25 protein-coding genes and 1 tRNA gene are annotated in these 25,917 nt (G+C 71.8%); 15 read left to right on the forward strand and 11 right to left on the reverse strand.

All coding sequences use genetic code 11. The annotated features are described in order from the left end of the window. Window positions 1-903 carry a UTP--glucose-1-phosphate uridylyltransferase GalU gene (galU, locus tag AC1Z4A_RS12725; RefSeq protein WP_483678359.1) on the reverse strand — a complete coding sequence of 301 codons (903 nt, stop codon included), beginning with the start codon at window positions 901-903 and terminating at the stop codon, window positions 1-3. Window positions 904-984: 81 nt separating this feature from the next. On the opposite strand from galU, the gene AC1Z4A_RS12730 reads away from it, so the two are divergent. Continuing rightward, the gene (locus AC1Z4A_RS12730) at window positions 985-1,578 is read left to right on the forward strand and encodes a 5-formyltetrahydrofolate cyclo-ligase (protein WP_483678361.1); all 594 of its coding nucleotides are present in this window, start codon (window positions 985-987) and stop codon (window positions 1,576-1,578) included. 15 nt (window positions 1,579-1,593) lie between these two features. On the opposite strand, the gene AC1Z4A_RS12735 is transcribed toward AC1Z4A_RS12730, so the two are convergent. Continuing rightward, window positions 1,594-4,488, reverse strand: coding sequence for a penicillin acylase family protein (locus AC1Z4A_RS12735; protein ID WP_483678363.1), 2,895 nt, complete (start codon window positions 4,486-4,488; stop codon window positions 1,594-1,596). 281 nt (window positions 4,489-4,769) lie between these two features. Between AC1Z4A_RS12735 and AC1Z4A_RS12740 the strand changes: the two genes are divergently transcribed. The 6 genes from AC1Z4A_RS12740 to mscL all read left to right on the forward strand — a co-directional run bounded on the left by AC1Z4A_RS12740 (window position 4,770) and on the right by mscL (window position 10,122). Next, window positions 4,770-6,317, forward strand: a complete 1,548-nt coding sequence (locus tag AC1Z4A_RS12740) for a potassium/proton antiporter (protein WP_483683581.1) — start codon at window positions 4,770-4,772, stop codon at window positions 6,315-6,317. Window positions 6,318-6,577: 260 nt separating this feature from the next. After that, window positions 6,578-7,864: an MFS transporter gene (locus AC1Z4A_RS12745; protein WP_483678366.1), complete on the forward strand. Its 1,287-nt coding sequence runs from the start codon at window positions 6,578-6,580 to the stop codon at window positions 7,862-7,864. Between the two features lie 68 nt (window positions 7,865-7,932). Beyond that, a complete protein-coding gene (locus AC1Z4A_RS12750) occupies window positions 7,933-8,250 on the forward strand; it encodes an FmdB family zinc ribbon protein (protein ID WP_483678368.1) in 318 nt (105 codons plus the stop codon). Window positions 8,251-8,352: 102 nt separating this feature from the next. Further along, a complete protein-coding gene (locus tag AC1Z4A_RS12755; protein WP_483678371.1) occupies window positions 8,353-9,192 on the forward strand; it encodes an S-methyl-5'-thioadenosine phosphorylase in 840 nt (279 codons plus the stop codon). A gap of 222 nt (window positions 9,193-9,414) precedes the next feature. Further along, window positions 9,415-9,549, forward strand: coding sequence for a hypothetical protein (locus AC1Z4A_RS12760; protein ID WP_483678374.1), 135 nt, complete (start codon window positions 9,415-9,417; stop codon window positions 9,547-9,549). Window positions 9,550-9,642: 93 nt separating this feature from the next. Beyond that, complete coding sequence (mscL, locus tag AC1Z4A_RS12765) at window positions 9,643-10,122, forward strand: large conductance mechanosensitive channel protein MscL (protein ID WP_483678378.1); 480 nt, start codon at window positions 9,643-9,645, stop codon at window positions 10,120-10,122. A gap of 28 nt (window positions 10,123-10,150) precedes the next feature. Here mscL and AC1Z4A_RS12770 read toward each other — a convergent pair whose 3' ends face one another. Continuing rightward, entirely contained in the window at window positions 10,151-10,339 is a 189-nt protein-coding gene (locus AC1Z4A_RS12770; RefSeq protein WP_483678380.1) for a hypothetical protein, read from the reverse strand. 71 nt (window positions 10,340-10,410) lie between these two features. Between AC1Z4A_RS12770 and AC1Z4A_RS12775 the strand changes: the two genes are divergently transcribed. Both AC1Z4A_RS12775 and AC1Z4A_RS12780 read left to right on the forward strand, forming a co-directional pair. Beyond that, window positions 10,411-11,610 carry a low temperature requirement protein A gene (locus AC1Z4A_RS12775; protein ID WP_483678383.1) on the forward strand — a complete coding sequence of 400 codons (1,200 nt, stop codon included), beginning with the start codon at window positions 10,411-10,413 and terminating at the stop codon, window positions 11,608-11,610. A 67-nt stretch (window positions 11,611-11,677) separates the two neighbouring features. Beyond that, window positions 11,678-12,802, forward strand: coding sequence for a P1 family peptidase (locus tag AC1Z4A_RS12780; RefSeq protein ID WP_483678385.1), 1,125 nt, complete (start codon window positions 11,678-11,680; stop codon window positions 12,800-12,802). A gap of 73 nt (window positions 12,803-12,875) precedes the next feature. On the opposite strand, the gene AC1Z4A_RS12785 is transcribed toward AC1Z4A_RS12780, so the two are convergent. From AC1Z4A_RS12785 to AC1Z4A_RS12800, 4 genes are all read right to left on the reverse strand, one after another. Further along, window positions 12,876-13,835, reverse strand: a complete 960-nt coding sequence (locus AC1Z4A_RS12785) for a transporter (RefSeq protein ID WP_483678387.1) — start codon at window positions 13,833-13,835, stop codon at window positions 12,876-12,878. Continuing rightward, window positions 13,832-14,752, reverse strand: coding sequence for an ATP-binding cassette domain-containing protein (locus tag AC1Z4A_RS12790; protein WP_483678389.1), 921 nt, complete (start codon window positions 14,750-14,752; stop codon window positions 13,832-13,834). Before AC1Z4A_RS12790 ends, AC1Z4A_RS12785 begins: the two co-directional genes overlap by 4 nt. After that, on the reverse strand, window positions 14,749-15,165 hold the full coding sequence (locus AC1Z4A_RS12795; protein WP_483678391.1) for a GntR family transcriptional regulator: 417 nt from the start codon (window positions 15,163-15,165) through the stop codon (window positions 14,749-14,751). Before AC1Z4A_RS12795 ends, AC1Z4A_RS12790 begins: the two co-directional genes overlap by 4 nt. A 205-nt stretch (window positions 15,166-15,370) precedes the next feature. Further along, window positions 15,371-16,915, reverse strand: coding sequence for an MFS transporter (locus tag AC1Z4A_RS12800; RefSeq protein ID WP_483678395.1), 1,545 nt, complete (start codon window positions 16,913-16,915; stop codon window positions 15,371-15,373). A gap of 129 nt (window positions 16,916-17,044) precedes the next feature. Between AC1Z4A_RS12800 and AC1Z4A_RS12805 the strand changes: the two genes are divergently transcribed. Then, window positions 17,045-18,013 (forward strand): helix-turn-helix transcriptional regulator, encoded by a 969-nt coding sequence (locus AC1Z4A_RS12805; RefSeq protein ID WP_483678397.1) that lies wholly within the window; start codon window positions 17,045-17,047, stop codon window positions 18,011-18,013. Between the two features lie 90 nt (window positions 18,014-18,103). On the opposite strand, the gene AC1Z4A_RS12810 is transcribed toward AC1Z4A_RS12805, so the two are convergent. Then, entirely contained in the window at window positions 18,104-19,114 is a 1,011-nt protein-coding gene (locus AC1Z4A_RS12810; protein ID WP_483678400.1) for a sigma-70 family RNA polymerase sigma factor, read from the reverse strand. 176 nt (window positions 19,115-19,290) lie between these two features. Here AC1Z4A_RS12810 and AC1Z4A_RS12815 point away from each other — a divergent pair, with 176 nt between their 5' ends. Both AC1Z4A_RS12815 and AC1Z4A_RS12820 read left to right on the forward strand, forming a co-directional pair. Continuing rightward, window positions 19,291-19,809: an N-acetyltransferase family protein gene (locus AC1Z4A_RS12815; protein ID WP_483683582.1), complete on the forward strand. Its 519-nt coding sequence runs from the start codon at window positions 19,291-19,293 to the stop codon at window positions 19,807-19,809. 92 nt (window positions 19,810-19,901) lie between these two features. Then, window positions 19,902-20,339 (forward strand): hypothetical protein, encoded by a 438-nt coding sequence (locus AC1Z4A_RS12820; RefSeq protein ID WP_483678402.1) that lies wholly within the window; start codon window positions 19,902-19,904, stop codon window positions 20,337-20,339. Between the two features lie 23 nt (window positions 20,340-20,362). Here the strand turns inward: AC1Z4A_RS12820 and AC1Z4A_RS12825 are convergent, their stop codons facing one another. Continuing rightward, window positions 20,363-21,166, reverse strand: a complete 804-nt coding sequence (locus AC1Z4A_RS12825) for a dioxygenase family protein (RefSeq protein ID WP_483678405.1) — start codon at window positions 21,164-21,166, stop codon at window positions 20,363-20,365. Between the two features lie 138 nt (window positions 21,167-21,304). On the opposite strand from AC1Z4A_RS12825, the gene AC1Z4A_RS12830 reads away from it, so the two are divergent. Next, window positions 21,305-21,838, forward strand: a complete 534-nt coding sequence (locus AC1Z4A_RS12830) for a MarR family winged helix-turn-helix transcriptional regulator (RefSeq protein WP_483678407.1) — start codon at window positions 21,305-21,307, stop codon at window positions 21,836-21,838. 141 nt (window positions 21,839-21,979) lie between these two features. Here AC1Z4A_RS12830 and AC1Z4A_RS12835 read toward each other — a convergent pair whose 3' ends face one another. Both AC1Z4A_RS12835 and AC1Z4A_RS12840 read right to left on the reverse strand, forming a co-directional pair. Further along, window positions 21,980-23,491 carry an MFS transporter gene (locus tag AC1Z4A_RS12835; protein ID WP_483678408.1) on the reverse strand — a complete coding sequence of 504 codons (1,512 nt, stop codon included), beginning with the start codon at window positions 23,489-23,491 and terminating at the stop codon, window positions 21,980-21,982. A 105-nt stretch (window positions 23,492-23,596) separates the two neighbouring features. Then, complete coding sequence (locus tag AC1Z4A_RS12840; RefSeq protein WP_483678409.1) at window positions 23,597-24,286, reverse strand: TetR/AcrR family transcriptional regulator; 690 nt, start codon at window positions 24,284-24,286, stop codon at window positions 23,597-23,599. Window positions 24,287-24,527: 241 nt separating this feature from the next. Between AC1Z4A_RS12840 and AC1Z4A_RS12845 the strand changes: the two genes are divergently transcribed. Further along, complete coding sequence (locus AC1Z4A_RS12845) at window positions 24,528-25,775, forward strand: M6 family metalloprotease domain-containing protein (RefSeq protein ID WP_483678411.1); 1,248 nt, start codon at window positions 24,528-24,530, stop codon at window positions 25,773-25,775. 68 nt (window positions 25,776-25,843) lie between these two features. Next, a tRNA-Arg gene (locus AC1Z4A_RS12850) sits at window positions 25,844-25,916 on the forward strand. Window position 25,917: the final 1 nt, after the last annotated feature.

Genomic DNA, 25,917 nt, shown 5'->3' on the forward strand with positions numbered 1-25,917 from the left:
CTACATCTCCTCGGTGACGTAACTCCGAAGCCAGGCCCGGAAGTCGGGCCCGAGGTCTTCACGTTCGCATGCCAGTCTGACAATGGCACGGAGATAGTCGCCACGGTCCCCGGTGTCATAGCGGCGGCCGGTGAAGACCACGCCGTGCACGGGCCCGCCGAGGGCGGGCTCGGCGGCGAGGGCCTGGAGGGCGTCGGTGAGCTGGATCTCGCCGCCGCGGCCCGGCCGGGTCTCGCGCAGCACGTCGAAGATGGCCGGGTCGAGGACGTAGCGGCCGATGACGGCGTAGTTGCTGGGCGCCTCGGCGGGGTCGGGCTTCTCGACCAGACCCGTGACCTCGACCACGTTCTCGGTGTCGGTGGGCTTGACGGCCGCGCAGCCGTAGAGGCCGATCTGGGCGGGGTCGACCTCCATGAGGGCGATCACGCTGCCGCCGTGCACCCGCTGGACGTCGACCATGTAGGAGAGCAGCGGGTCGCGCTCGTCGATGAGGTCGTCGCCCAGGAGCACCGCGAAGGGCTCATTGCCCACGTGCGGGGCCGCGCACAGGACGGCGTGGCCGAGGCCGCGGGGGTCACCCTGGCGGACGTAGTGCATGGTGGCGAGGTCGCTGGACTCCTGGACCTTGGCGAGCCGGGACTCGTCGCCCTTGCGGCGCAGGGCCTCCTCCAGCTCGTAGTTCCGGTCGAAGTGGTCCTCGAGCGGGCGCTTGTTCCGGCCCGTGATCATCAGGACGTCCGACAGGCCCGCCTGCACCGCCTCTTCCACGACGTACTGGATCGCCGGCTTGTCGACGACCGGCAGCATCTCCTTGGGCGTCGCCTTGGTGGCCGGGAGGAAGCGGGTTCCCAGCCCGGCGGCAGGGATGACAGCCTTGGTGATCCTGGGACGCGAAAGAGTCATGGGCCGAACACTATCCGTTGGGTCTGGGCGGAAGATGTGACTCCGCTGAGTATGCCCCGAGACGGCACGTTTGTAGGAGCAATGATCAAGTACGACGGTACGAAGGCGGAGTTGCGGCGTGCCCTCCTCGCCGTGAGGTCCGGGTTGACCTCGGATGACATCGAGGCGGCAGAGGCGGCGCTGGCCTGCCGCGCCCTCGAGCTGCCCGAGCTGGCGGGGGCGGCGACCGTGGCCGCGTACGTCTCCGTGGGCAGCGAGCCGGGCACCCGTGCGCTGCTGGACGCGCTGCGCGCGCGGGGCGTGCGGGTGCTGCTGCCCGTCCTGCTGCCCGACAACGATCTCGACTGGGGACTCTACCGGGGCCCGGACCACCTCGTACGGGCGGCCAAGGGCCTGCTGGAGCCGGACGGCGAGCGGCTCGGCCCCGACGCGGTGACGGCCGCCGACGCGGTGCTCCTGCCCGGGCTGGCCGTGGACGGCCGGGGCCTGCGGCTGGGCCGCGGCGGCGGCTCGTACGACCGCGTCCTGGCCCGCCTGGACCGCGCGGGCGCCGATCCCGCGCGGGTGGTGCTCCTCTACGACGACGAGGTGGTCGCGCGGGTCCCGGAGGAACCGCACGACCACCCCGTGCACGCGGTGGTCACCCCTGGCGGGGTGCGCCGCTTCGGCCCTTAGCCGCCGCCCCTACGGCTACGGCTTGAGCGTCAGGACGGCGTCCTTCGACTTCTCGACCGCGTCCGGGCCGAAGGCCCACGGCAGCAGCTCGCCCTTGGCCCACTTGTCGGTCTGGTCGTAGTAGTGGGCGTTGTACGCGTGACCGGAGGCGCCGGTGAGGTTGATCCACCGCGACTTGTCGAGATCGTCGAGGTTGACCACCATCCGCATCGACGGCACCCAGACCACGTCGTAGCCGCCGGCCGCGTTCCAGCCCGCGGCGTTGACCGCCGCCTCGCCGCCGGCCAGGTTCCACGGGCCGCGGTTGAGCATCCAGCGGACGATGCCGGGGCCGTCCTTGCCGAGGGTCTGGTTCTTCAGGTTCAGCTGGTGCAGGCGGCCCCAGCTCCACTGCGTGACGTCCTTGCCGAGCTTGGAGGTCAGCTCCCAGCGGGCGTCCTTCATGGCCATGGCCAGCAGCTCGTCGCGGTTGCGGGCGCCCGGGTTGGCGTTGGAGCGGGTGCCGCTGGTCTTCCACCAGTCGTTGTCGGGCTTGTCGAGGATGGTGCGGACGACCTCGAACCAGCGGTCGCCGCCGTCCGGCTGCGCCGCGTCGGGGTCGCGCTCGCCGCACTCCACGACGAAGCGGGTGTTGCCGTCCAGGTCCTCCTGCGGGGCCGAGCCGTCGACCGGGCGCACCCGCAGGCACTGGTCCTTGACCCGCAGCTCCTTGGGGAGCTTGTTGCCGAAGGCCAGCTTGAGGACGTTGCGCCAGACCGCGTTGAAGTACGCGGCGGCGGACGAGTCGGCGTCCTGCTTGTAGTCCCAGTCCTTGAGCAGGTTCTGCGCCTCGCGGACGTACTTGGTCTCGCGCTCGTTGGCGCCCTTGACGTCGATCTTCAGCAGGTAGGGGACCAGCAGCTTGGCGATCTCGCTGGTGTCGTCCATCTGCATCTTCTGCATGTCGTCCGTCGAGATCTTCCCCCCGTCCTTGATCTTCGACTGGATGAGGTCGCTTATCCGCTGGCTGCGGGCGCCGTAGCCCCAGTCCTCGGTGAGCAGGTAGGGGTACTTCTTGTCCGTGACGGCCTGGTTGGCGGTGACGATGTAGCCGCGCTTGGGGTTGTAGTCCCACGGCAGCGCGGACTGCGGCACCCAGCCGGTCCACTGGTAGGCGGGGTCCCAGCCGGGGGCCGGGTAGCGGCCGTCGGCGACCGGGGCGGTCTGCGCGTCGGACTTGTTGTCCTTGTTGTCGTTCTTGGCGCCGTTCTTGCCGTCGGCCTGGTTCTGGGCGCCGGCCTGGCCGGTGGCCGCGGTCTGGTCCCCGTCGTCGCCCTTGCCCTTGCCGCGGACCGGGATGCGGCCCGGGGCCTGGTAGCCGATGTTGCCCTTGGTGTCGGCGTAGATCAGGTTCTGCGAGGGGACGTCGAAGTCGCCGGCCGCCTTGCGGAAGGAGGCGAAGTCGTTCGCCTGGTTCAGCTCGAAGACGGCGTCCATCGTCTTGCCGGGCTGGAGCGCCGTCCAGCGCAGCGCCACCGCGTAGCCCTCGCCGCGGTCGGGGGCGGGGTCCTTGACGGGCGCCTTCGCACCGACCTTGAGCAGCTGGTCGTTGCGGTCCGAGACGATCGGGCCGCTTTCCTTGGTCTCGCGCACGGTGATCTCGCGGCTCTTCTCGCCCGCGACCTTGATGGTCTCCTTGCGGGTGGTGAAGGGGACCTGCTTGCCGTCGTAGAGGTAGGTGTCGGCGGTGACCTTCTCCAGGTAGAGGTCGGAGACGTCGGCGCCGAGGTTGGTCATGCCCCAGGCGATGTCCTGGTTGTGGCCGATGACGACGCCCGGCATGCCGGAGAAGGTGTAACCGGCCACGTCGAACGGGCACTGCGGCCCGGTCTTGGTGCAGTGCAGGCCCATCTGGTACCAGAGCGAGGGCATCTGCGGCGCGAGGTGCGGGTCGTTGGCCAGCAGCGGCTTGCCGGTGGTCGTGTACTGACCGGAGACGACCCAGGAGTTGGAGCCGATGCCGTTGCCGCTCGGGCCGAGCAGCGCCGGGACCTTCTCCAGGCTGCTCGACAGCGCGGACAGGCTGCTGCGCAGCCCGCCGGCCGCGCCCGCACCGCCCGCGGCGCGGCCGGAGGTCCCGGCAGTGCCGCTCTGCGTGCTCTTGCCGGGGTCGAAGGCCTTGGTGGCGGAGTCGACCGAGCCGCCCTCGACGATCGGCTTGTTCCGGTCGTACGGGTACGCCGGGTACAGGTCCTCGATCTGCTGGGGGGTCAGCCGCGAGGCGGCCAGGGAGCGGTCGATCTCGTCGCGCATGTTGCCGCGCAGGTCCCAGGCCATGGCCTTGAGCCAGGCGACGGAGTCGACCGGGGTCCAGGGCTCGGGCTTGTAGTCGTTCTCGAACTCCAGGGCCGCGTACTCGACGGACAGCGACTTGCCCTTGTGGTCCTTGAGGTAGGCGTTGACGCCGTCGGCATAGGCCTGGAGGTACTTCTTGGAGGTCGCGGAGAGCTTGGTGTCGTACTCCTGCTGCGCGACCTTGCGCCAGCCCATGGTCCGCAGGAAGGCGTCGCTCTCGACCTGTCCGGAGCCGAACATCTCGGAGAGCCGTCCCGCCGTCAGATGACGGCGGACGTCCATCTCCCAGAATCGGTCCTGTGCCTGGACGAAGCCCTGGGCGCGGAAGAGGTCCTCGGCGCTGTCCGCGTAGACCTGGGGAATGCCGTAGTCGTCGCGCACCACCTTCACCTGCCCGGACAGGCCCTCGAGGCGGAGGGTGCCGTCGGTCTCCGGGAAGGAGGCGCGGACGGTGCTCACACTCCAGTACGAGCCGAAGGCGACGCCCGCCACGAGCAGCAGCACGAAAGTGATCACGAGCAGGCGGGCGCGTCGCCCCTTCTTCTTCTTGCCGGGGCCGGATTTGTTGGCGGGCATCGCTGTCCTTAGAGGGGCAGGGTGGTCCTGAATGCTGGAAGCAACCATAGGCGCAGGGCGCACAGCGCCCCGACGCGGTGCCGTGCGGGAGCCGCCGCCGCGGGCAACGCCACGGTCGTCGTGGACGGGACAGGCGTCAAGAACCCGTAAAATATTAGATGAGGAAATGAACTTATTGGGGATGGGAGGAACGTTCCGGCTGCCACTGCGAAGACGACACAGACGACTGTGAACACCGTGGAAGACCTCGTGGAAGACCTCCTCACCGAAGGGATCGGCCCCTGACTGTCCACCACCTCAACGAACTCCTGCTGATCTGCTCGCTCGTTCTGCTCGTCGCGGTGGCGGCAGTCCGGGTCTCCTCGCGCAGCGGGCTCCCGAGCCTGCTCGTCTATCTGGGCATCGGCGTGGCCATCGGCCAGGACGGCATCGGCGTCTCGTTCAACGACGTCGGCCTGACCCAGGTCATCGGCTACGCGGCACTTGTCGTCATCCTGGCCGAGGGCGGTCTCGGCACCAAGTGGCACGAAATCAGACCCGCCCTGCCGGCCGCGGCCGTCCTCTCCACCTTCGGCGTCGCGGTGAGCGTGGGCGTCACCGCCGCGGCGGCCCACTACCTGGCGGGCGTCGACTGGCGGCAGGCCCTCATCATCGGCGCGGTGGTGTCCTCCACGGACGCGGCGGCCGTCTTCTCCGTCCTGCGCAACGTGCCGCTCCCCGGCCGTCTGACGGGCGTTCTGGAGGCCGAGTCCGGCTTCAACGACGCCCCCGTCGTCATCCTCGTCGTCGCCTTCTCGGCCGCGGGCCCGGTCGACCACTGGTACGTGCTCCTCGGCCGGATCGCCCTGGAGCTGGCCATCGGCGCGGCCGTCGGCCTGGCCGTCGGCATGCTCGGCGCGTACGGCCTGCGGCACGTGGCGCTGCCCGCCTCCGGCCTCTACCCGATCGCCGTGATGGCCATCGCGACCGTCGCCTACGCGGGCGGCGCGCTCTCCCACGGCTCCGGCTTCCTCGCGGTCTACCTCGCGGCGCTGATCCTCGGCAACGCCAAGCTGCCGCACTGGCCCGCCACCCGGGGCTTCGCCGAGGGGCTCGGATGGATCGCCCAGATCGGCATGTTCGTCCTGCTCGGCCTGCTGGTGACCCCGCACGAGCTGGGCGGCGACATCGTCCCCGCGCTGGTGGTGGGGCTGGTGCTCACGGTGGTGGCCCGCCCGGTGTCGGTCGTGCTGAGCACCGCGCCGTTCCGCACGCCCTGGCGGGAGAAGGTCCTGCTGTCCTGGGCCGGGCTGCGCGGGGCCGTGCCCATCGTGCTGGCCACCATCCCCATGGTGGCCGGGGTCGCCGACAGCCGCCGGATCTTCAACATCGTCTTCGTGCTGGTGATCGTCTACACCCTGGTGCAGGGCCCGACGCTGCCCTGGCTGGCCCGCCGGCTGGAGCTGGGCGAGGGCGAGGAGGCCAAGGACCTGGGCATCGAGTCGGCGCCGCTGGAGCGGCTGCGCGGGCACCTGCTGTCCGTCTCCGTCCCGGACGACTCGAGGATGCACGGCGTCGAGGTGAGCGAGCTGCGGCTGCCCGCGGGAGCGGCCGTCACCCTGATCGTGCGGGACGGCGCGAGCTTCGTGCCGGGGCCCTCGACCGTGCTGCGGCACGGGGACGAGCTGCTGGTGGTGGCCACCGACCCGGTGCGCGACGCGGCCGAGCGGCGGCTGCGCGCCGTCGCCGGGGGCGGCAAGCTCGCGGGCTGGCTGGGGGCGCCCCCGCCGGCCCCGGAGAGTGCGGTGGCAAAGCGGAAGGCAAAGAGGGGTCTGGTAAAGAGGAAGTAGGTTAAGTAAGCTATTCGCTCACGTAGTGAGAACTATGACTACGTAGTGTTCGCTTGCGAACCTTTACTGACATACCGAACCAACTCTGCCTGATGCAGGGCTGGCGCGACCGCACGGCGGCCGCGGCCGCGTGACACCTTTCGGTCACCAGGCGGCCGGATTGGCATCTACCACGGTCCTGCGCGAGAGGACAGCTCTCGGCGCGCTCCGTGCGGTGATCCCGTCCGGGGCGTGCTACCAGGCGGCGGAAAGGCCGGACCGTGGCAGCCACGGTCAACGACACCACCGGGGCCCGTGCCGGATACGGCAGCCTGCTGCGTACACGCGGCGCGCTGTCCTTCCTGCTCCCCGGCTTCCTGGCACGCCAGCCGTTCGCGATGCTGACGATCGGCATCCTGCTGCTGGTCAACGACACCACCGGCTCGTACGGCACCGCGGGCACCGTCTCGGCGACGGCGGGCGTGGCCATGGCCCTGTTCGCCCCGCTGAGCGGCAAGCTCGCGGACCGCTTCGGACAGGCCACCGTGCTCATCCCCGGCGTCGTCGTGCACGCCGCCGCGATCTCGCTGCTGACGGCGCTCGCGCTGTCGCACGCCCCCCTGTGGGCCCTGCTCGTGGCGGCCGTGCCGGCCGGTGCGTCGACCCCGCAGATCGGCCCCATGGTCCGGGCCCGCTGGGCGGCGAAGCTGGAGGGCTCGCCGCTGATGCCGACGGCGGCCGCCTTCGAGTCGGTCACCGACGAGTTCACCTTCGTGATCGGCCCGGTGCTGGCCACCGCGCTGTGCACCGGCGTCCACCCGGCGGCCGGGCTGATCGCCGAGGCCGCGCTGACGCTGGTCGGCGGTCTGCTGTTCGCCTCCCAGCGGCGCACCCAGCCCGCCGCGAGCCGTACGGCCGCCGCGGGCGCCGCCGACGGCGGGAAGACCGCCTCCGCGCTGTCCGTGCCGGGCGTGCGGGTGCTGGCGATCACCATGCTCGGCATCGGCACGGTCTTCGGCGGCATGCAGGTGTCGATGACCGCCTTCACCAAGGAACTGGGCGAGCCGGGCCTCAACGGCCTGATGTACGGCACCTTCGCGGCCGGCAACATGATCGCGGGCATCGTCTGCGGCGCCGTCGCCTGGAAGTCCAGCCCGCAGCGCCGGCTGCTGACCGCCTACCCGCTGCTGGTCCTGGCCACCACCCCGCTGTGGGCCGCGCACGCGCTGCCGCTGCTGGGCGCCGCGGGCCTGTTCGTGGGCCTGTGCATCGCGCCCTCGCTGATCACCGGCTACACGCTGGTCGAGCGGCTCGTCCCGGCGGGCGCCCGCACCGAGGCGTTCACCTGGCTGACCGGCGCGGTCGGCCTGGGCCAGGCGGCGGGCGCCACCGTGGGCGGCCGGCTGATCGACGCCCACGGCGCGAGCACCGGATTCCTGGTGCCGCTGGGCGGCACGGCCCTGGCGCTGGTGGTCCTGCTGGGCCTGCGCAAGGCGCTGACGCCGACGGGCGAGTCGGTCGTCGCGGCACGTGGGGTCGGTCACCGTGAGCCCGTTTCGGTGGACTGACGGACCGGAATACTGCACTATTGAGCGTCGTTAGCACTCATTGAGTGAGAGTGCCAGGAGGAACACAAGTGCCGACTTACCAGTACCAGTGCACCGAGTGCGGCGAGGGCCTCGAGGCGGTGCAGAAGTTCACCGATGACGCCCTGACCGTGTGCCCCCAGTGCGACGGACGCCTGAAGAAGGTGTTCTCTGCGGTCGGCATCGTCTTCAAGGGCTCCGGCTTCTACCGGAACGACAGCCGCGGCTCGTCGTCCAGCAGCAGCCCGGCGGCGAAGTCCTCGACGTCTTCGTCCACGTCCTCGTCGACGTCCTCTTCGTCCTCGACGTCTTCGTCGTCCTCGTCGTCGAGCACCTCGACCTCCTCGAGCAGCAGCTCGGCCGCCTGAGCAGCCGAGCCGGGCGAACGCTTTTCTCTCACCGGGGCCCGCCACCTCCCCCGGAGGTGGCGGGCCCCGGCGTGCTTGCAGGGGCCGGGCTAGGGTGATCACATGACTGCACCCACAGCGGAGATAGGCGTCATCGGCGGGTCGGGGTTCTACTCCTTCCTGGACGACGTGACCGAGATCACGGTGAAGACCCCCTACGGGGACCCCAGCGACTCGCTCTTCCTCGGCGAGCTGGGCGGCCGCAAGGTCGCCTTCCTCCCCCGGCACGGCCGGGGCCACCACCTTCCGCCGCACCGCATCAACTACCGGGCCAACCTCTGGGCGCTGCGCTCGCTCGGCATCCGCCAGGTGCTGGGCCCCTGCGCGGTGGGCGGGCTGCAGGCGGAGTACGGGCCGGGGACGCTGCTCGTCCCGGACCAGCTGGTGGACCGCACGAAGTCCCGCGCCCAGACCTTCTTCGACGGGGAGCCGCTGCCGGACGGCACGGTTCCGGAGGTGGTGCACCTGTCGTTCGCCGACCCGTACTGCCCGGCCGGGCGCGCGGTGGCGCTGGCGGCGGCCCGCGGCCGCGGCTGGGAGCCGGTGGACGGCGGCACGATGGTGGTGGTCGAGGGCCCGCGCTTCTCGACCCGCGCCGAGTCCCGCTGGCACGCCGCGCAGGGCTGGTCGGTGGTCGGCATGACCGGGCACCCGGAAGCGGTCCTCGCCCGTGAGCTGGGGCTCTGCTACACCTCCATGTCGCTGGTCACGGACCTGGACGCGGGCGCCGAGACGGGCGAGGGCGTCACGCACGAGGAGGTGCTGCGGGTCTTCGGGGAGAACGTGGCCCGGCTGCGCGAGGTGCTCTTCGACGCGGTGGCGGCGCTGCCGAAGACCGAGGACCGGGACTGCCTGTGCACGCATGCGCATGACGGGTGGGACCTGGGGATCGAACTGCCGTAAGCGAGGGTGACCGGGTTTTCCACAACCCGGGGGTAGTCCACAGGCCCCGGCAGGATCCGCCGGAAGCCGGGATCGTGGGGAGCGTCGCTTCGAGACTCCCCACGATGGGCGGTGGTTCCGTTGTCCCTTTTCCCGGATCTCCCGGATCTCCGGGGCTTGCCGGCTGCTCCTGCCGGTGGCTCCGTTCCGCGCTCCTGGGCGCCTCCCGGGTGCGGGGTGCCGATGTTCGCCCCGGTGCGGGTGGGGCGGCGGAGACGGCACGGGCGGTGGCGGCGGCTGGTGACGGCCGGGGTCGTCGCGGCGGCCGGGGCGGGCACGGCGTGCTCGGCCGCGCTGGCGCACTGGCGGGTGGTCTGATCGTGTCAGCGAATTGGACACACCGGACTGAATATCTCGTATGTTATGGGATCGACCATTCCATGACAGGTGCGCGCAGAGAGAGGCTGTTCGGTGAGCGAGAAGAAAACAGGGGTCCTTGGCGGCTTCAAGGCATTCCTGATGCGGGGCAACGTCATCGACCTCGCTGTCGCCGTCGTCATCGGCGCGGCGTTCACCAACATCGTGAACTCTGTGGTCAAGGGCGTGATCAACCCGATCGTGGGCGCCTTCGGCACCAAGGACCTGGACCGCTACGCCGCCTGCATCAAGGGCCCCTGCGCCAGGAACGCGGCGGGCGAGGTGACCAAGGGCGTCTTCATCCAGTGGGGCGCGGTGCTCAGCGCCTCGATGACCTTCCTGATCACGGCCGCGGTGGTCTACTTCCTGATGCTGCTGCCCATGAAGCGCTGGCAGGACCGGCAGGCGGCCAAGTCCCCGGCGGAGACCAAGCCCGCCGAGCCGACGGAGATCGAGCTGCTCGCCCAGATCCGCGACACCCTCATCGAGCAGCGCCGCGGCCCGGGCACGGACTCCGTCCCCGCCCAGCGCTAGGCCCTGTCGTCCCGGGGCCCGGCGGGCCTCAGATGTGGTGGGGCGGCTTCTCGTCCAGGAAACGCGCCAGGTCGGCGGCGCTGTCGTTGCCGTCGCCGGCCGTCGGGCGCTCGCCCCAGCCGCGGTCGGTGTCGTCCGAGGACTGCTGCGACAGCGGGTCGTCGAAGATCAGCGCGGCGGGCTTGCGCCGGGGTGCGGGCTCGGGGGCGGTGCTCATGCATCCAGGGTACGGACTCCGACGGAGGTCTTCGCCGGGCGGTCGCCAGGCCGCCCGGCGACAATCGCCGTATGAGCGAGGACTCGCCCCCCGCCCGGCCCTCCGGCGTGCTGCGCCGGATGAGCCCGCGCGGCCGGGACGAGGCACACCGCACCGCCACGCCGCTGGAGCTCTTCTTCGACCTGTGCTTCGTGGTCGCGGTCGCCCAGGCGGGCCGGCAGCTGGTCCACTCCCTCGCCGAGGGCCATCCGGAACACGGCGTGCCCGGCTACCTGATGACGTTCTTCGCGATCTGGTGGGCGTGGGTCAACTTCAGCTGGTTCTCCTCCGCCTACGACACGGACGACGTGCTGTACCGCGTGGTGACGCTGATCCAGATCGCCGGAGTGCTGATCCTCGCCGCGGGCGTCCCCCGCGCGTTCACCGCCGGCGACTTCGCCATGGTCTGGTTCGGCTACCTGGTGATGCGGCTGGCGCTCGTGTCGCAGTGGCTGCGTGCCGCGCATGCCACCACGGGCGCGGAGCGCCGCACCGCGCTGCGGTACGCGGTCGGCGTCTGCCTCTGCCAGATCGGCTGGCTGGGCCTGCTGCTCCTGCCCGGCGGCGCCAAGCCCTGGGTCTTCCTGGTGATGGGCCCCCTGGAGATGTCCGTGCCCGTGTACGCCGAGCTGAGCGAGCCCACGGCCTGGCACCCGCACCACATCGCCGAGCGGTACGGCCTGTTCACCATCATCGTGCTGGGCGAGACGGTCGCGGCGGCCACGGTTGCGGTCCAGTCGGCGGCGGACGAGCACGAGGCGGTGGGCGACCTCCTGCCGATCGCCGCCGGGGGCCTGCTGCTGATCTTCGCCGCCTACTGGATCTACTTCGCGGCGCCGATCCATCTGCACCTGGCCTCCAACCGCCAGGCGTTCCTGTGGGGTTACGGCCACTACCTGATCTTCGGTTCGGCCGCCGCGATCGGCGCGGGCATCGAAGTGGCGGTCGAGGAGAGCACCGGCAAGGCCCATGTCTCGACCGTCGCGGCGGCGAGCGCGGTGACGGTCCCGGCGGCACTCTTCATGCTCACGGTCTGGCTGATCCACTCCCGCCACTACAAACGCGGCCTGTCCCAGCAGCTGACCCTCCCCGTCTCGTCCCTGGCAGTCCTGTCCTGCACGTTCGCAGGCCACGCGGCGGTGCTGCTGGCGGGTTTGGTAAGCGCGGCGACGGTGACGATTGGGGTAACGCTGTCGGTGCGGGGAAGCCAAAACAGCCCGTCCGGCGTTTGAGGACCGGGGGTCTGGGGGCAGAGCCCCCAGTTTCGGGAAGGGGCGGGGTAGGGGAAAGAAACCCCCCATGGACACCACCCGCACACACCCCGTCCCCACCCCCGCCCTCGGCCCCGGCCCCCAGGACGCCCTCACCGACGTCCAAGGACTCCGCGTGGGCCACGCCCAACACCCCACCCCCGGATCCCTCACCGGAACAACAGTCGTCCTCACCCCCACCGGCGGCGCCGTCTCGGCCGTGGACGTCCGCGGCGGCGGCCCGGGCACCCGCGAGACCGACGCCCTGGCCCCCCACAACCTCGTCCAGCGAGTCGAGGCCCTCGTACTCACGGGCGGCAGCGCCTTCGGCCTGGACGCCGCGTCCGGGGTGACGGCCTGGCTGGAGGACGCGGGCCGCGGTTTCCGCGTCGGCCCGGAGCCGGAGCAGGTGGTGCCGGTCGTCCCGGCGGCCGCCCTCTTCGACCTGGGCCGCGGCGGCGACTGGCGGGCCCGCCCCGACGCCGCCCTCGGCAGGGCGGCGGCCGAGGCGGCGGCCGGCACCCGGCCCGGCGCCCCGGTCCCTCAGGGCAACGTGGGCGCGGGCACCGGCGCCGTGGCCGGCGGGCTCAAGGGCGGCATCGGCACGGCCAGCGTCGTCCTGCCCTCGGGCGTGACCGTGGCCGCTCTCGCCGCGGTCAACGCGGCGGGCTCGGTGGTCGATCCGGCGACGGGCGCGCTGTACGGGCGGCTGTACGAGGGCGGCCGGATCGACTACCCCGTGCCGGAACGGCACCGGGCCGCCCAGGAGACCCTGGAGGCCGCGCGCCTGGAGTCCGTGAAGCGCTGGACGGCGTCCGCGCACCCGCCGCTGAACACCACCCTCGCGGTGGTCGCCACCGATGCCGCCCTCACCCGCGCCCAGGCGCAGAAGCTCGCGGGCGCCGCGCACGACGGCCTGGCACGCGCCGTGCGGCCCGTGCACCTGATGAGCGACGGCGACACGGTCTTCGCCCTGGCCACCGGGGAGCGCCCGCTGCCGGTGGAGCAATCCCTGCCGAACAGCGCGGACTTCGCGGTCGGGGCCGTCAACGAGATCCTGGCCGCCGGGGCGGACGTGCTCACCCGGTCGGTGGTCAAGGCCGTCCTCGCCGCCGAGAGCGTGGACGGCCCGGGGGGCGTCTTCCCGTCGTACCGCGAGCTGTACGAAAGCTGAGGCCACAGCCACAGCAGCCGAGGCCACAGCAGCTGGGACCGCAACAACCGAGACCGGGGCCGAGACCGCCGCGTCAGAGCGGCCGCCGCCGCAGCACCGCATACGTGAGCGCGACCAGCGCGGCCGCGGCGCCCAGGAAGAGAGCCGTCTCGATCCACTGGAAGGCCCAGAAGTCACGGGCCGGCCAGACCTTGTGGTAGCGGGCGACGAAGCCGTTCTCGGCCATGCACTGCCGCAGCGCCTCGCCCGAGGTCTGGCAGTAGTGGTCGATGGAGTACTCCCGGCCGGAGGCGTCCAGGTAGCCGAACCGGCCCGTCGACCAGGCGCTGCCCACCGGCGTCTTCGGTGTCATGCCCGGGGTCACCCGGGCGGTGGGGGCGATCCAGTCCGACCGGACGTAGTTCAGCAGGAAGCGGACGCCGCCGGTCACCGCCAGCGCGACCCCCATCGCAGCCGTCGTGCGCCGGGTCAGCAGGCCGGCGGCCGTGCCGACCGCGAGCCCGAAGAGTGCGCAGGCGACGGCCGCCGGGCCGGTGGCGTTGAAGATGAAGCCGTCGTGCCAGTACGGGCCCTCCAGCATGTTGGACATCGGCGACCACCACCACGCGACCAGCGCCGCGAGCACCGCCGAGCCGACGACCGCGCACACGGCGGCCAGGGCGAAGCGGACGGCGAACCACCGGCCGACGCCCACGTCTTGGGTGAGCGCGAGCTTGGCCGTGCCGTTCTCCAGCTCGCGCCCGAGCAGGGGCGCGCCCCAGAAGATGCCGATGAGCACGGGCAGGGCGGTGCTCAGGCTGCCGAGGGCACGGATGGCGTCGGAGTTGTCGGCGAGCAGGCGCCGGGCGGGAACGCCGTCGCAGTCGCCGTTCCAGCCCTTGCACGCCTCGACCACGATGTGGTGATCGCTGATGAAGGCCGTCATGTCCGCCCGCCGGTACGCGACCCAGAGCGCACAGAGGACGAGCAGCGCCGCACCGGCGGCGATCGTCGCGCGCTGCTGGCGCCAGGCCAGCCACAGGGTGCCCCTCACGCGGCGGCCTCCGAGGAGCCGCTGCCGGTGGTGCCGTCCGAGCGCAGGTAGGCGAGCAACAGGTCTTCCAGGGTGGGGGTTTCGGTGAGCCACCGGTCGCCGACGGGCCCGGCGTGCCGGACGAGCGCGGTGACCTGGCGGCCGGTGACGGCGGACTCCACGACGGCCGAGCGGTCGATGGAGGGCGGCAGCCCGTCGGGGGCGGACTCGTCGGCGCGCCCGGTGAGCCGGAGGTGCTCCTCGCACAGTTGCTGCGCGTCGCCCGTGAGCCGGACGCCGCCGTTCTTGAGCAGCAGCACGTGGTCGCAGACGTTCTCCAGCTCGGACAGGATGTGCGAGGACAGCACGACGGTGATCTCGCGCTCGGCCGCCTCGGCCATGATCAGGCCCATCACCTCGATGCGCACGAGCGGATCGAGATCGGCCAGCGGCTCGTCCAGCAGCAGTAGTTCGGGCCGCTTGCCCAGGGCCAGGGCCAGGGCGACCCGGGTGCACTGGCCGGGCGACAGCGTGCCGACCTGGGCGTCCAGGGCCAGACCGCCGGACCTGACGATGCGCTCGGCAGCCGCCGCGTCCCAGCAGGAAGGATTCAGCTCGCGCCCGAAGCGCAGCGTGTCGGCCACGGTGAAGCGCGGGTACAGCGGCTTGTCCTGGGCCAGCAGAGCGGTGCGGCGGCGGGCCTCGGGGTCCCCGGGGGCGGCGCCGAAGACCCGGAGTTCGCCCGCGGTGGGCCGCAGCAGGCCCGTCGCCAGGTGGAACAGGGTGCTCTTGCCCGCTCCGTTGGGCCCGACGAGGGCCGTCGTCCGGCCGGCGGGCAGCGTGAAGTCGCAGTCGCGCAACGCCCATCCGCTGCCGAACTGCCGTCCGAGCCCCGTCGCGGTCAGTGCTGCGGCTGCAGCGGCCTTCGGTTCGGTCACGTCTCTTCCTCCATTGACCGCGGTGTCGGTGACAAGGGGAAACGCTCGTCCAGAGCGGCGGCGACGATGGCCTCGGCGTCCTCCCGCTCCAGCCCGGCCGCGCGCGCCCGGGCCACCCAGGCGGCGGCCTCGGCGCGGAGCGGCGATCCGGCCCCAGCGGCGGCCCGGGACAGCGAGGCCGTCACGAACGTGCCCTGCCCGGGCCGCGGTTCGACCAGCCCCTCCCGCTCCAGCTCCCGGTAGGCGCGCAGCACGGTGTTGGGGTTGACGGCGAGGGCGGCGACGACCTCGCGGGCGGTCGGCAGCCGGTCCCCGGGCTCCAGGAAGCCCAGGCGGAGTGCCTGTTTCACCTGGTGGACGAGTTGCAGGTAGGTGGCGACACCGCTGCGTCGCTCGACGCGAAAGGCGATCACCGTCCACCTCGTTTCACTAACGTGTTAGTGGAATGATGATGCCGGAGATCATCTCCGTCAAATCCCCCTCCGAATCCCCCTCGCCCCGGATCCCCCTCGCCCCGGACCGGCGGTGCCCTTGCCCTGAAACGCCGCCGGGCCCCACCCGCGATGCGGATGGGGCCCGGCGTACGGCAAATCGTCCCGGTGCGGGGTCGGCGGCGTCCTACACCGCCGCGACGGCCTCCTGCTCCTGCGCGGCCTCGTCCTCGGCTCCGGCCGCCTCGGCGCCCGCGGCCGGCTTCGCCTTGCGCGGCAGCGCGAACATCAGCGCCAGGACCAGGCCCAGCACGCCCGCGACCCACCACATGCCGTGCCGGAACGCCTCGCCGAACGCCTCGCCCGCGCGCCCCCGGGCCACCTTGCCCTCGTCCAGCGCGTCGAAGAAGACGACGGACACCAGGCCCAGCCCGATCGCGTTGCCGAGCTGCTGGGTGGTGCTGATGAGCCCGGACGCCGAACCGGAGTGCTCGCGCGGCACCTCGGCGAGGATGCTCTCGGTGAGCGGGGCGACGATCAGGCCCATGCCGATGCCCATCACGACCAGCGGAAGCGCCATCTGCCAGGGCTGGATGTCCGTGCCGAAGTACGAGGACTCCCAGATGTAGAGCAGGACGCCGCTCGCCATGGCCACCGCACCGGCCTGGAGCACCTTGCGCCCGAACTTCGGGACGAGCTTCTGCACGGACATGCCCGCGGCCGCCGAGACGGCGACGGAGAACGGGATGCCGGTCAGGCCGGCCTTCAGCGCGCTCCAGCCCAGGCCGATCTGCATGTACAGGGTCCAGATGAGGAAGAAGATGCCGCAGGCGATGCCGAAGGCGGTCTGCACGCCGATGCCGCCCGCGAAGCTCTTGACCCCGAACAGCGACAGCTCGACCAGCGGCGAGCCGTCCTTGCGGGCCTTGAAGCGCTCGTACGCCACGAAGGCGGCGAAGACGAGCACACTGCCGGCCATGCACAGGTAACCCCACAGCGGCCAGCCCAGCTCACGGCCCTGGGTCAGCGGGTAGAGCAGCATCAGCACGCCGCCGGTGACCAGCACCATGCCGACCAGGTCGAGCTTGAGCGCCTTGGGGGCCTTGGACTCGGAGATGTACATGCGGCCGAGGAGGAGGCCCGCGATGCCGACCGGCAGGTTGACGAGGAAGATCGGCCGCCATTCCAGCCCGAAGAGGTTCCACTGGGTCAGCAGCGCGCCCAGGATCGGCCCCGAGACGGCGCCCAGGCCGACCACGGCGCCGAACATGCCGAAGACCTTGCCCCGCTCGTGCGCGGGGAACGTGGCGTGGACGATCGCCAGCACCTGCGGCACCATGAGCGACGCCATCGCCCCCTGGAGCACGCGCGCGGCGACCAGCAGGTGGGGGTCGCCGACGATGCCGCAGAGCATCGAGGCGAGGGTGAACCCGCCCATGCCGAGCAGGAATATCCGCTTGCGGCCGTAGATGTCGCCGAGCCGGCCGCCCGTGATGAGCCCGGCCGCGAAGGCGAGCGCGTACCCCTCGGTGATCCACTGGAGGATGCTGAAGGAGGCGCCGATGTCCTGGCGGATGCTGGGCATGGCGATGTTGACGATGGTGACGTCGACCAGGTCCATGAAGGACGCGGTCATCACCACGGCGAGCGCCAGCCAGCGGCGGCGGTCGGCGGCTGCCTCGGCGGGCGGATCGGTGGTCGCTGCGGTGGTCACAGACGTACTGCCTTCCATGTCGTTCAGTGGGCACCGGTTCGGGCACCGGGTTCGGATGCCGGGCCGGGCGCTGAGCGCCGGGCCGGAGAAGAAGCTAACCCCCTAATAGGCCAGGTTTTGTCCTAGATCGGTGCGACCCTTGATCGTATGACCGACACCCCGGCACGTCTCCTGAATTTGCTGTCGCTCCTCCAGACCCCCCGCGAGTGGCCCGGCAGCGAGCTGGCCGAGCGGCTCCGCGTGAGTGCGCGCACGATCCGGCGGGACATCGAGCGGCTCCGCGACCTCGGCTACCCGGTGCAGGCGACGAAGGGCGCGGAGGGCGGGTACCGGCTCGCGGCCGGGGCGGCGCTGCCGCCGCTCGTCCTGGACGACGAGGAGGCCGTGGCGATCGCCGTCGGGCTGCGCGCGGGCGCGGGGCACGCCGTCGAGGGAATCGAGGAGGCGTCGGTGCGGGCCCTGGCCAAGCTGGAGCAGGTGCTCCCGTCCCGGCTGCGGCACCGGGTCTCGGCACTTCAAGCTGCAACGATACCGCTCGCGAGCGGCGACGGGGCGACTGTCGACCCCCGGACGCTCACCGTCATGGCCGCCGCCGCGACCGGCCACGAGCGCCTCCGCTTCGCCTACCGCAAGGGCGACGGCACGGAGACGAAGCGGCTCGTCGAGCCGAACCGGCTGGTCAGCACGGGGCGGCGGTGGTACCTGGTCGCGTACGACCTGGACCGGGACGACTGGCGCACCTTCCGGGTGGACCGGGTGAGCGAGCCGTTCGCCACGGGCGCGCGGTTCGCCCCGCGGGAGCTGCCCGCGGCGGACGCGGCGGAGTTCCTGAGCCGCTCGATGGCCGGGCTCCAGCCGGCGTACCGGCTGGTGGTGACGTTCTCCGCCCCGGCGGAGGCCGTCACGGCCCGGCTGCCGAAGTGGCTCGGCACCCCGGTGGCCGGCGACGGGGACGGGGACACCAGCCGGCTGGACGTCATGACGTCCGACCCCGTGGAGTGGGTGGCGTTCCGGCTGGCCATGGTGGACTGCGAGTTCGCGGTGCACGAGCCGGCGGTGCTGGTGGAGCGCCTGCGGGAGCTGGGCGACCGCCTCGGCCGCGCGGCGGCCGGCTGAGCCCGTGGCCCGGCGGACACCAAAGGGCCCCGGCGCAAGGGGGGAGGCGCCGGGGCCCGGTCTATTGGGTAATGCCCAGGTTATGCCCTATTAGGCCGCCGCGTCGAACCCGGTGTCGTGAGCCATCTTCTTCAGCTCGAGGAGCGCGTGCTTCTCGATCTGCCGGATCCGCTCCCGGGTCAGCCCGTGCTGCTTGCCGACCTCCGTGAGCGTGCGCTCGCGCCCGTCGTCGATGCCGTAGCGCGCCTTGATGATCGACGCGGTGCGGTGGTCGAGGCGGCCGATGAGGCTCTCCAGCTCCTCGCTGCGCAGCAGGGCGATGACCGACTGCTCCGGCGAGATCGCGGAGGTGTCCTCCAGCAGATCGCCGAACTGGGTCTCGCCCTCGTCGTCCACGGACATGTTCAGGCTCACCGGGTCGCGGGCCCAGTCGAGCACGTCGCCGACCCGCTCGGGCGTGGTGCCCAACTCGGCGGCGATCTCGGCGTGTTCGGGCTCGCGGCCGTTCTCCCGGTTGAACTCGCGCTGCACCCGCCGGATCCGGCCGAGTTCCTCGACCAGGTGGACGGGGAGCCGGATCGTACGGGACTGGTCGGCGATGGACCGGGTGATGGCCTGGCGGATCCACCACGTCGCGTACGTGGAGAACTTGAAGCCCTTGGTGTAGTCGAACTTCTCGACGGCGCGGACGAGACCGGCGTTGCCCTCCTGGATCAGGTCGAGGAGGGGCAGCCCGCTGCGCGGGTACCGCCGGGCCACCGCGACGACGAGGCGGAGGTTGGACTTGATGAAGACGTCCTTGGCGTGCGCACCCTCGGCGGCTATCGCCTCCAGCTCCTCGCGGGAAGCCTTGCCCGCCCCGGCACCGGCCTCCTCGAGGCCGTCCAGTATCTGCCGGGCGTAGACGCCCGCCTCGATGGTCTGCGACAGCTCGACCTCCTTGGCGGCGTCGAGCAGGGGCGTACGCGCGATCTCGTCGAGGTACATGCCGACCAGGTCGCGATCGGCGATCTCCCCGCCTGCGGCGCGAACACTGCTGGCCTCGTCGGGCACTGCCTGCCGGGCAGTGGTCTGACGACGGGCGACGGCACGGGTTGCCATGCGTACTCCCTTGCGATGAGACGGTCGCGGGATGGAGCGAGACCCCCGGGCCGGGCGCCCCGTCCGAAGGAAAGAACGACCGTAATTCGGACAGAATTCCCCGGAGGCGTCTTCTCTTTTGTGATCATGCAGTACCCTGTCCGGCCACACAGCGGGGAGGCAGGGTGATCGAGCCGATGGAAGTGCAGGTCAGACCGGGTACCGAGGCCGACCTGGAGCAGCTCACGGCGATCTACAACCACTACGTCCGTGAGACGGCCATCACATTCGACGTCGCCCCGTTCACACAGGAGGAGCGTCGCCCTTGGCTGCTCTCCTACTCCGAAGACGGCCCGCACCGGCTTCTGGTTGCCCAGGAAGGGGGCGAACGCCCGGAAGGCCGGATTCTGGGGTACGCGACCAGCAGCCCGTTCCGCGCCCGGGCGGCCTACCGCACGTCCGTCGAGGTCTCGGTCTACTGCGCGCCCGGCGCGACGGGGCGCGGGATCGGCGGGCTGCTGTACGAGGCGCTGTTCGCCGCGCTGGAGGGCGAGGACGTGCACCGCGCGTACGCGAGCGTGGCCGAGCCGAACCCCGCCTCCGCGGCCCTGCATCTGCGGTTCGGCTTCACGCCCGTCGGCACGTTCCGCGAGGTGGGGCGGAAGTTCGGGCGGTACTGGGACGTGACGCACTACGAGCGGCCCGTGGGCCGGTGATCACCCCCGCCCCCGCGGCGAGTTGATCGAGTTGCCCGCGCCCCGGGGCGGGTGTGCCCTGGTGGGACGGGGATGAGTGAGAGGAGCCCGTCATGCCCACGCACTCGATCATGCCGGGACGGCACTACGCCCACGAGGGCCCGGGCCCGGTCGCCCGCGGCACCCACCTCCAGCACGCGGGCGGCGCCTCCCGGGCGACCTGGGCGGTGCCCGTCACGCTCGGGGTCGTCCTCGGCCTGTACGCGGTCTTCCTCTCGCACGAGAACGGCTTCGGCGAACCCCAGGGGTGGCTGCTGGGGCTCGTCGCCGCGCTCGTCTCGACGGGGCTCGGCATCGTGCTGATCCGCCAGCGGCGCAGGATGATCGCCGAGGTGCGGGCCGCCTCGTTCGGCTCGCTGCTGGGCATCAGCATCGGCTTTCTGTACAGCCTCACGCACGTCTCGGTGCTGAAGGCGTCGGGGATGGGGCTGGCCTTCGGGGTCGGCCTGGCCCTGGCCTCGTACTACGTCTTCTACTGGCACGAGCACTGACGCCCCTCCCCCGGCGTCGGCTGCTACCCGAACTGCACCGAGCGCTTGGCCAGCCCCATCCAGAAGCCGTCGATCACGCTGCGCTGCGTGCGGAGTTCGCCCTCCGCGGCGCCCAGGGTGACGAAGAGCGGGGCGAAGTGCTCGGTGCGCGGGTGGGCCAGGCGGGCCGCCGGGGACTTGTTCCCGAAGTCCAGCAGCGCGTCGACGTCGTTCGCCTCCAGCGCCTCGCGCCCCCACGCGTCGAACTCCGCCGACCACGCCGGCGGCCCGGATCCCGCGTGCCGCAGCGCGGCGAGGTTGTGGGTGAAGAAGCCGCTGCCGACGATCAGCACGCCCTCGTCGCGCAGCGGCGCGAGCCTGCGCCCGATCGCGAGCAGCCGCTGCGGGTCGAGCGTGGGCAGCGACATCTGCAGCACGGGTATGCCGGCGCCGGGATACATCTCGACGAGCGGTACGTACGCGCCGTGGTCGAGCCCGCGGTCGGGCATGTCCTGGACGGGCATACCGGCGCGGCGCAGCGTCTTGCGCACGCGTTCGGCGAGGTCCGGGGCGCCGGGGGCCGCGTACCGCACCGCGTAGTAGTGCTCGGGGAAACCCCAGAAGTCGTACACCAGCGGCACGGTCTCGGTGGCGCCCAGCGCGAGCGGGGCCTCCTCCCAGTGCGCGGAGACCATCAGGATCGCCGTGGGCCGGGGCAGCTCGGCGGACCAGGCGGCGAGCTGGCCGGGCCACACGGGGTCGTCCGCGAGGGGCGGGGCGCCGTGCGAGAGGTAGAGGGCGGGCATGCGCCCCTGGGGAGCCGGGCGGGGATCGGCGACGGCCTGCATGACACTCCTCGTTTCACTTGCCCCGATTTACTTGAAATCTCAAGCTTGTAACAAGAGACCTTACTCCGGCATTATTTAAAGTTCAAGCATCGACCTCCCGGGAAGATCGGCGGGCGCGCGAGTGAAACAGTGGATGCCATGAAGAACCCACCCGCGGAGAGCGCCGAGGCCGCGGAGGCCCCCGAGGCCGCTGCCGAGCCCCGCTGGCTCACCGATGAGGAGCAGGACACCTGGCGGGCGTACATGCACGCCTCCACGCTCCTGGAGGACTATCTGGACCGGCAGCTCCAGCGAGACGCCGGGATGCCGCACGTCTACTACGGGCTGCTGGTGCAGCTCTCCGACGCGCCGCGCCGCCGGATGCGGATGACGGAACTCGCCCAGCACGCGAAGATCACCCGCTCCCGGCTCTCGCACGCCATCGCCCGGCTGGAGCGGAACGGCTGGGTGCGGCGCGAGGAGTGCCCGTCGGACAAGCGCGGCCAGCTGGCCGTCCTCACCGACGAGGGCTTCGAGATGCTGCACGCCTCGGCGCCGGGCCATGTGGCGGCGGTGCGGGCTGCGATCTTCGACCGGCTGACGCCGGAACAGGCCGGGCAGTTCGGCGAGATGTGCCGGACCATCGCCGCGGGCCTCCAGCCGGAGGGGGCGGACCTGCCCTGGCTGCGCTGAGCCGCACGGCCACGAGGACGTACGAAGGCCCCCGCCGGGCGAACCGGCGGGGGCCTTCGGTCTCCACGGCGGGCGGACCGGATGTACCGGACCTCAGGGCCTCGCGGCCTCAGAACCTCAGGGCCTCAGGGCCTCAGGGCCTCAGTGGACCATCACGGGAACGGCGTCCTCGGCGATCGCCCCCTCCTCGCCGTCACCGGAGGCGGCGGGACCGCCCTGGGGACCGGTGTTGATGAGGGTGGCCGCGATGGCCGAGGCCAGGGCGAGGATGCCGACCGCCCACCAGATGGCGGTGGAGTAGCCGTGCACCATCGACTGGACCTTGAGCACCTTCACCGGGGCGCCGTCCGTCAGGTGCGACTTGGCGTACGAGGTCGCGGCGCTGCTGGCGATCGTGTTGAGCAGGGCCGTGCCGATCGCACCGCCGACCTGCTGCGAGGTGTTGACCATCGCGGAGGCGACACCGGCGTCGCGCGGCTGCACGCCCTGCGTGGCCAGGCTCATGGCGGGCATGAAGGCCGTGCCCATGCCGAGGCCGAGCAGCAGGAACGCGGGCAGGATCAGCGTCGGGTAGGACGTGTCCAAGTCGATCTGCGTCAGCATCAGCATGCCGACGGCGGCGAGCAGGAAGCCCGGGCCCATCAGCAGCCGCGGTGCGACGCGGGTCATCAGCCGGGTGCCGATCTGCGTCGAGCCGGTGATCATGCCCGCGATCATCGGGAGGAAGGCCAGGCCCGTGCTGACGGGGCTGTAGCCCTTGACGATCTGCAGATAGAAGGTGAGGAAGAGGAACAGGCCGAACATGCCGATGACGGCGAGCCCCAGCGAGGCGTAGACGCCGGCCCGGTTCCGGTCGGTCACCACGCGCAGGGGCAGCAGCGGGGCCGCGACCCTGGACTCGACGAGGACGAAGGCGCCGAGCAGCACCGCGGCGGCGGCGAACAGGCCGAGCGTCCAGCCGGCCGTCCAGCCGTCCGAGTCGGCGCGGGTGAAGCCGTAGACCAGCGAGACCAGGCCGAGGGTGGCCAGGACGACGCCGGGGATGTCGAGGCGGGAGGAGTTGCGGCCCTCGGCCGGCTCGCGGATCACGGCGACGGCACCGGCCGCGGCGACGACGGCGAAGGGGATGTTCACGAAGAACGTCCAGCGCCAGTTCATGTACTCGGTGAGCACACCGCCGAGGATCAGGCCGACCGCGCCGCCGCCACCGGCGATGGCGCCGAAGATGCCGAACGCCTTGGCGCGCTCCTTCGCCTCGGTGAACATCACCGCGAGCAGCGAGAGGGCGGACGGCGCGAGCAGCGCGCCGAAGACGCCCTGAAGCGCGCGGGCGCCCAGCAGCATCGGAGTATTGGCCGCGGCACCGCCCAGGGCGGAGGCCACGGCGAAGCCGACGAGACCGACGATGAAGGTCCGCTTGCGCCCCCACAGGTCGGCCAGGCGGCCGCCGAAGAGCAGGAGCCCGCCGAAGGCCAGCGCGTAGGCCGTGATGACCCACTGCTTGTTGGCCTCGGAGATGTGCAGGGCCTCCTGCGCGGAGGGCAGGGCGATGTTCACGATGGTCGCGTCGAGGACGACCATCAGCTGGGCGAGGGCGATGAATATGAGCGCTTTCCAGCGCCTGGGGTCCGGTGAGGTGATGTTTTCCGGCATGGGTGGGGCCTGCCTAGGGCTTGGAGACGAACAGAACTGGACGAACGGAACCGACCGGCCGTGACCGGCCGATCGGAACCGGCCGCTGGGGGCCGGGCGTTCGGACTACTGGTGGGGCAATGCGGCGGGGGATGCGGGCGGTTCGGCTCCCGCTTCACCGGTGGCCTGTCTGCGCAGGTCCTCCAGCGTCGCGGGCGATCCCGGGAGCCGGGACCGGGCCGGGGTCATCAGCCCGTCCAGGAACAGCTGCAGATGCCGGTGCACGAACTGGCCGAAGTCGGCGCAGCCGCTGTCCGGCAGCGGTCTGGTCAGCTGGGTGATGGCGACCATCAGATCGCCGATGCCGATGTCGGTGCGCAGCTTCCCGGCCTCGCGGGCATCGTCCAGGAGCGCCTCGACGGCCTTCTCGAGCCGTTCACGCGCCTGGACCTGGTCGGGGTGGTCCCTCCCGAGGCCGCCGTCGGCGAGGAGCGGGCACAGCGCTCCGATGCGCTCGTCCGCAGCCGCATGGACGAAGCGCCTCAGCGCCAGGAAAACATCGGATTCCTCGGTTCGCAGCGTCTCGGCACGGTCCGCGATGCGGTCCATGACGGACAGGGTGACGTGGTGGATCAGCTCGCGGCGGTCCGCGAAGTGCCGGTACAGCGTGGCATTGCCGACGCCGGCACGTCGAGCGATTTCATCGAACGAGGACTCGGCCCCGTGCTCGACGAGCGCTTCCCGGGCCGCCGCGATGATCCGCTCCCGGTTGCGCAGGGCGTCTGCGCGGAGGCGGGGTTGTGCTGCTGCGGCCACGACGGGCTCTCCTCGAGTAGCGGGACAGCGGAGGCAAGCGGGGAGAAGGTCCCCGTTTGCTGAAGACACCCGACTAAACGGGGAGACCGTCCCCGGATATTTCCCGCCGGGAATGTGACCTGCGTCACCCACCCCCATCTGCCGCAGCCCGGAGCGCGCACGGGCGCGCAACGACGGAGGGTGAGCACAGAAAGGCGAGCACGGAGAGCAGCGCAGCGGCACACAGCGGAGGTGGCGGGCCGTGACGAGAACCCTGACCGCCGCGGTCGCGGCCGCGGCACTCGCCACCCTCGCCCTCGCCGCCCCGGCCCCGTCGCAGGCCGAGGACGCGGCGGCCGCCTTCCGCCCGGCCGGCCCCTGCGCCCTGCGCACCCTCACCCGCAACGTGTCCGAGGGCACCCGGACGCCGCGCGGCTACGCCAGGTCGAGCGGGCGGGTGCGGGCGGTCGCCTTCTTCATCGACTTCCCCGACGCCCCGGCCCGGATCACCCCGCGCGAGCGGTACGCCGAGTTCTTCCCGGCGGTCGCCGACTACTACCGGACCAGCTCGTACGGGCGGCTGGACTACCGCTCCACCCCCGTGCCGCGCTGGATCCGGATGTCCCGCCCGTACCGCTCGTACGGCATCACGCGCGGCGCGCCCTTCGGCCCCGACCGGAACTCCGGCTACCACGCGCTCACCCGGGAGATCCTCGCGGCGGTGGACGGGAAGGTGGACCTCCGGCGCTTCGACCTGATCAACGTGCTGGCCGCGCCGAACGCCGGCCCTCCGGCAACGCGGGACGTCCGCTCGGTGACGTTCGCGGGCGCACCGACCGGCCTGCGCGCCCGGGGCGGCGCCCCCGTCCAGAACCTGACGTTCATCTGGAGCCGCCAGACCGGCGACAGCCCGTACCGGGTCCTGGCCCACGAGAACGCCCACAGCTTCGGCCTGCCCGACCTCTACTACGGGCGGCGCAACCCGGTGGGCCACTGGGATCCCATGGACGAGGACTGGGGCCCCTCGAACGACTTCCTGGCCTGGCACAAGTGGAAGCTGGGCTGGCTCGCCCCGTCCCAGGTGCACTGCCTCGCCCGGCCCGGGACGCACACCTTCACCCTGTCCCCCACCTCGGTGCGGGGCGGCCCCAAACTGGCCGTCGTCCCCCTCTCCCGCACCCGGGCCATCACCCTGGAGGCCCGCGCCCCCGGCCCCCTGGACCACGCGGTCTGCCGCCCCGGCGTCCTGATCACGACGGTCGCGAGCGACCTCCCCTCCGGCGCGGGCCCCGTCCGCACCTCCGACGCCACCCCGCACAGCTCCGGCTGCTACACCAAGGACCCCAACGTCAGCACCCCGCTGACCGACGCGCCCTACCGGACGGGCCAGAGCTGCCGGGCCGCGGGCGTGACCATCACGGTCCTGGGCCGGGGACCCGGCGGCAGCTGGCGCGTCTCGGTGACCCGCCGCCCCGCCCCCGTCCCGGGCCTGCCGCTCCTGCCCGCCTGACGCCCGTCCCCCGCCTCCAGGTACCCTGCCGCCCGCGCGACGGCACCCGCTACACTGACGCCTGCCCCGCCTCCGTAGCTCAGGGGATAGAGCACCGCTCTCCTAAAGCGGGTGTCGGCAGTTCGAATCTGCCCGGGGGCAC

The sequence above is a fragment of the Streptomyces sp. 17_S59 genome (assembly GCF_056930295.1).

Bases quoted from the DNA above. Each gene is read 5' to 3' on its own strand.
- galU (WP_483678359.1), bottom strand. From the start codon at position 903: ATGACTCTTTCGCGTCCCAGGATCACCAAGGCTGTCATCCCTGCCGCC.
- AC1Z4A_RS12730 (WP_483678361.1), top strand. From the start codon at position 985: ATGATCAAGTACGACGGTACGAAGGCGGAGTTGCGGCGTGCCCTCCTC.
- AC1Z4A_RS12735 (WP_483678363.1), bottom strand. From the start codon at position 4,488: ATGCCCGCCAACAAATCCGGCCCCGGCAAGAAGAAGAAGGGGCGACGC.
- AC1Z4A_RS12755 (WP_483678371.1), top strand. From the start codon at position 8,353: ATGACTGCACCCACAGCGGAGATAGGCGTCATCGGCGGGTCGGGGTTC.
- AC1Z4A_RS12760 (WP_483678374.1), top strand. From the start codon at position 9,415: ATGTTCGCCCCGGTGCGGGTGGGGCGGCGGAGACGGCACGGGCGGTGG.
- AC1Z4A_RS12770 (WP_483678380.1), bottom strand. From the start codon at position 10,339: ATGAGCACCGCCCCCGAGCCCGCACCCCGGCGCAAGCCCGCCGCGCTG.
- AC1Z4A_RS12775 (WP_483678383.1), top strand. From the start codon at position 10,411: ATGAGCGAGGACTCGCCCCCCGCCCGGCCCTCCGGCGTGCTGCGCCGG.
- AC1Z4A_RS12780 (WP_483678385.1), top strand. From the start codon at position 11,678: ATGGACACCACCCGCACACACCCCGTCCCCACCCCCGCCCTCGGCCCC.
- AC1Z4A_RS12800 (WP_483678395.1), bottom strand. From the start codon at position 16,915: ATGGAAGGCAGTACGTCTGTGACCACCGCAGCGACCACCGATCCGCCC.
- AC1Z4A_RS12805 (WP_483678397.1), top strand. From the start codon at position 17,045: ATGACCGACACCCCGGCACGTCTCCTGAATTTGCTGTCGCTCCTCCAG.
- AC1Z4A_RS12810 (WP_483678400.1), bottom strand. From the start codon at position 19,114: ATGGCAACCCGTGCCGTCGCCCGTCGTCAGACCACTGCCCGGCAGGCA.
- AC1Z4A_RS12815 (WP_483683582.1), top strand. From the start codon at position 19,291: ATGGAAGTGCAGGTCAGACCGGGTACCGAGGCCGACCTGGAGCAGCTC.
- AC1Z4A_RS12820 (WP_483678402.1), top strand. From the start codon at position 19,902: ATGCCCACGCACTCGATCATGCCGGGACGGCACTACGCCCACGAGGGC.
- AC1Z4A_RS12825 (WP_483678405.1), bottom strand. From the start codon at position 21,166: ATGCAGGCCGTCGCCGATCCCCGCCCGGCTCCCCAGGGGCGCATGCCC.
- AC1Z4A_RS12830 (WP_483678407.1), top strand. From the start codon at position 21,305: ATGAAGAACCCACCCGCGGAGAGCGCCGAGGCCGCGGAGGCCCCCGAG.
- AC1Z4A_RS12835 (WP_483678408.1), bottom strand. From the start codon at position 23,491: ATGCCGGAAAACATCACCTCACCGGACCCCAGGCGCTGGAAAGCGCTC.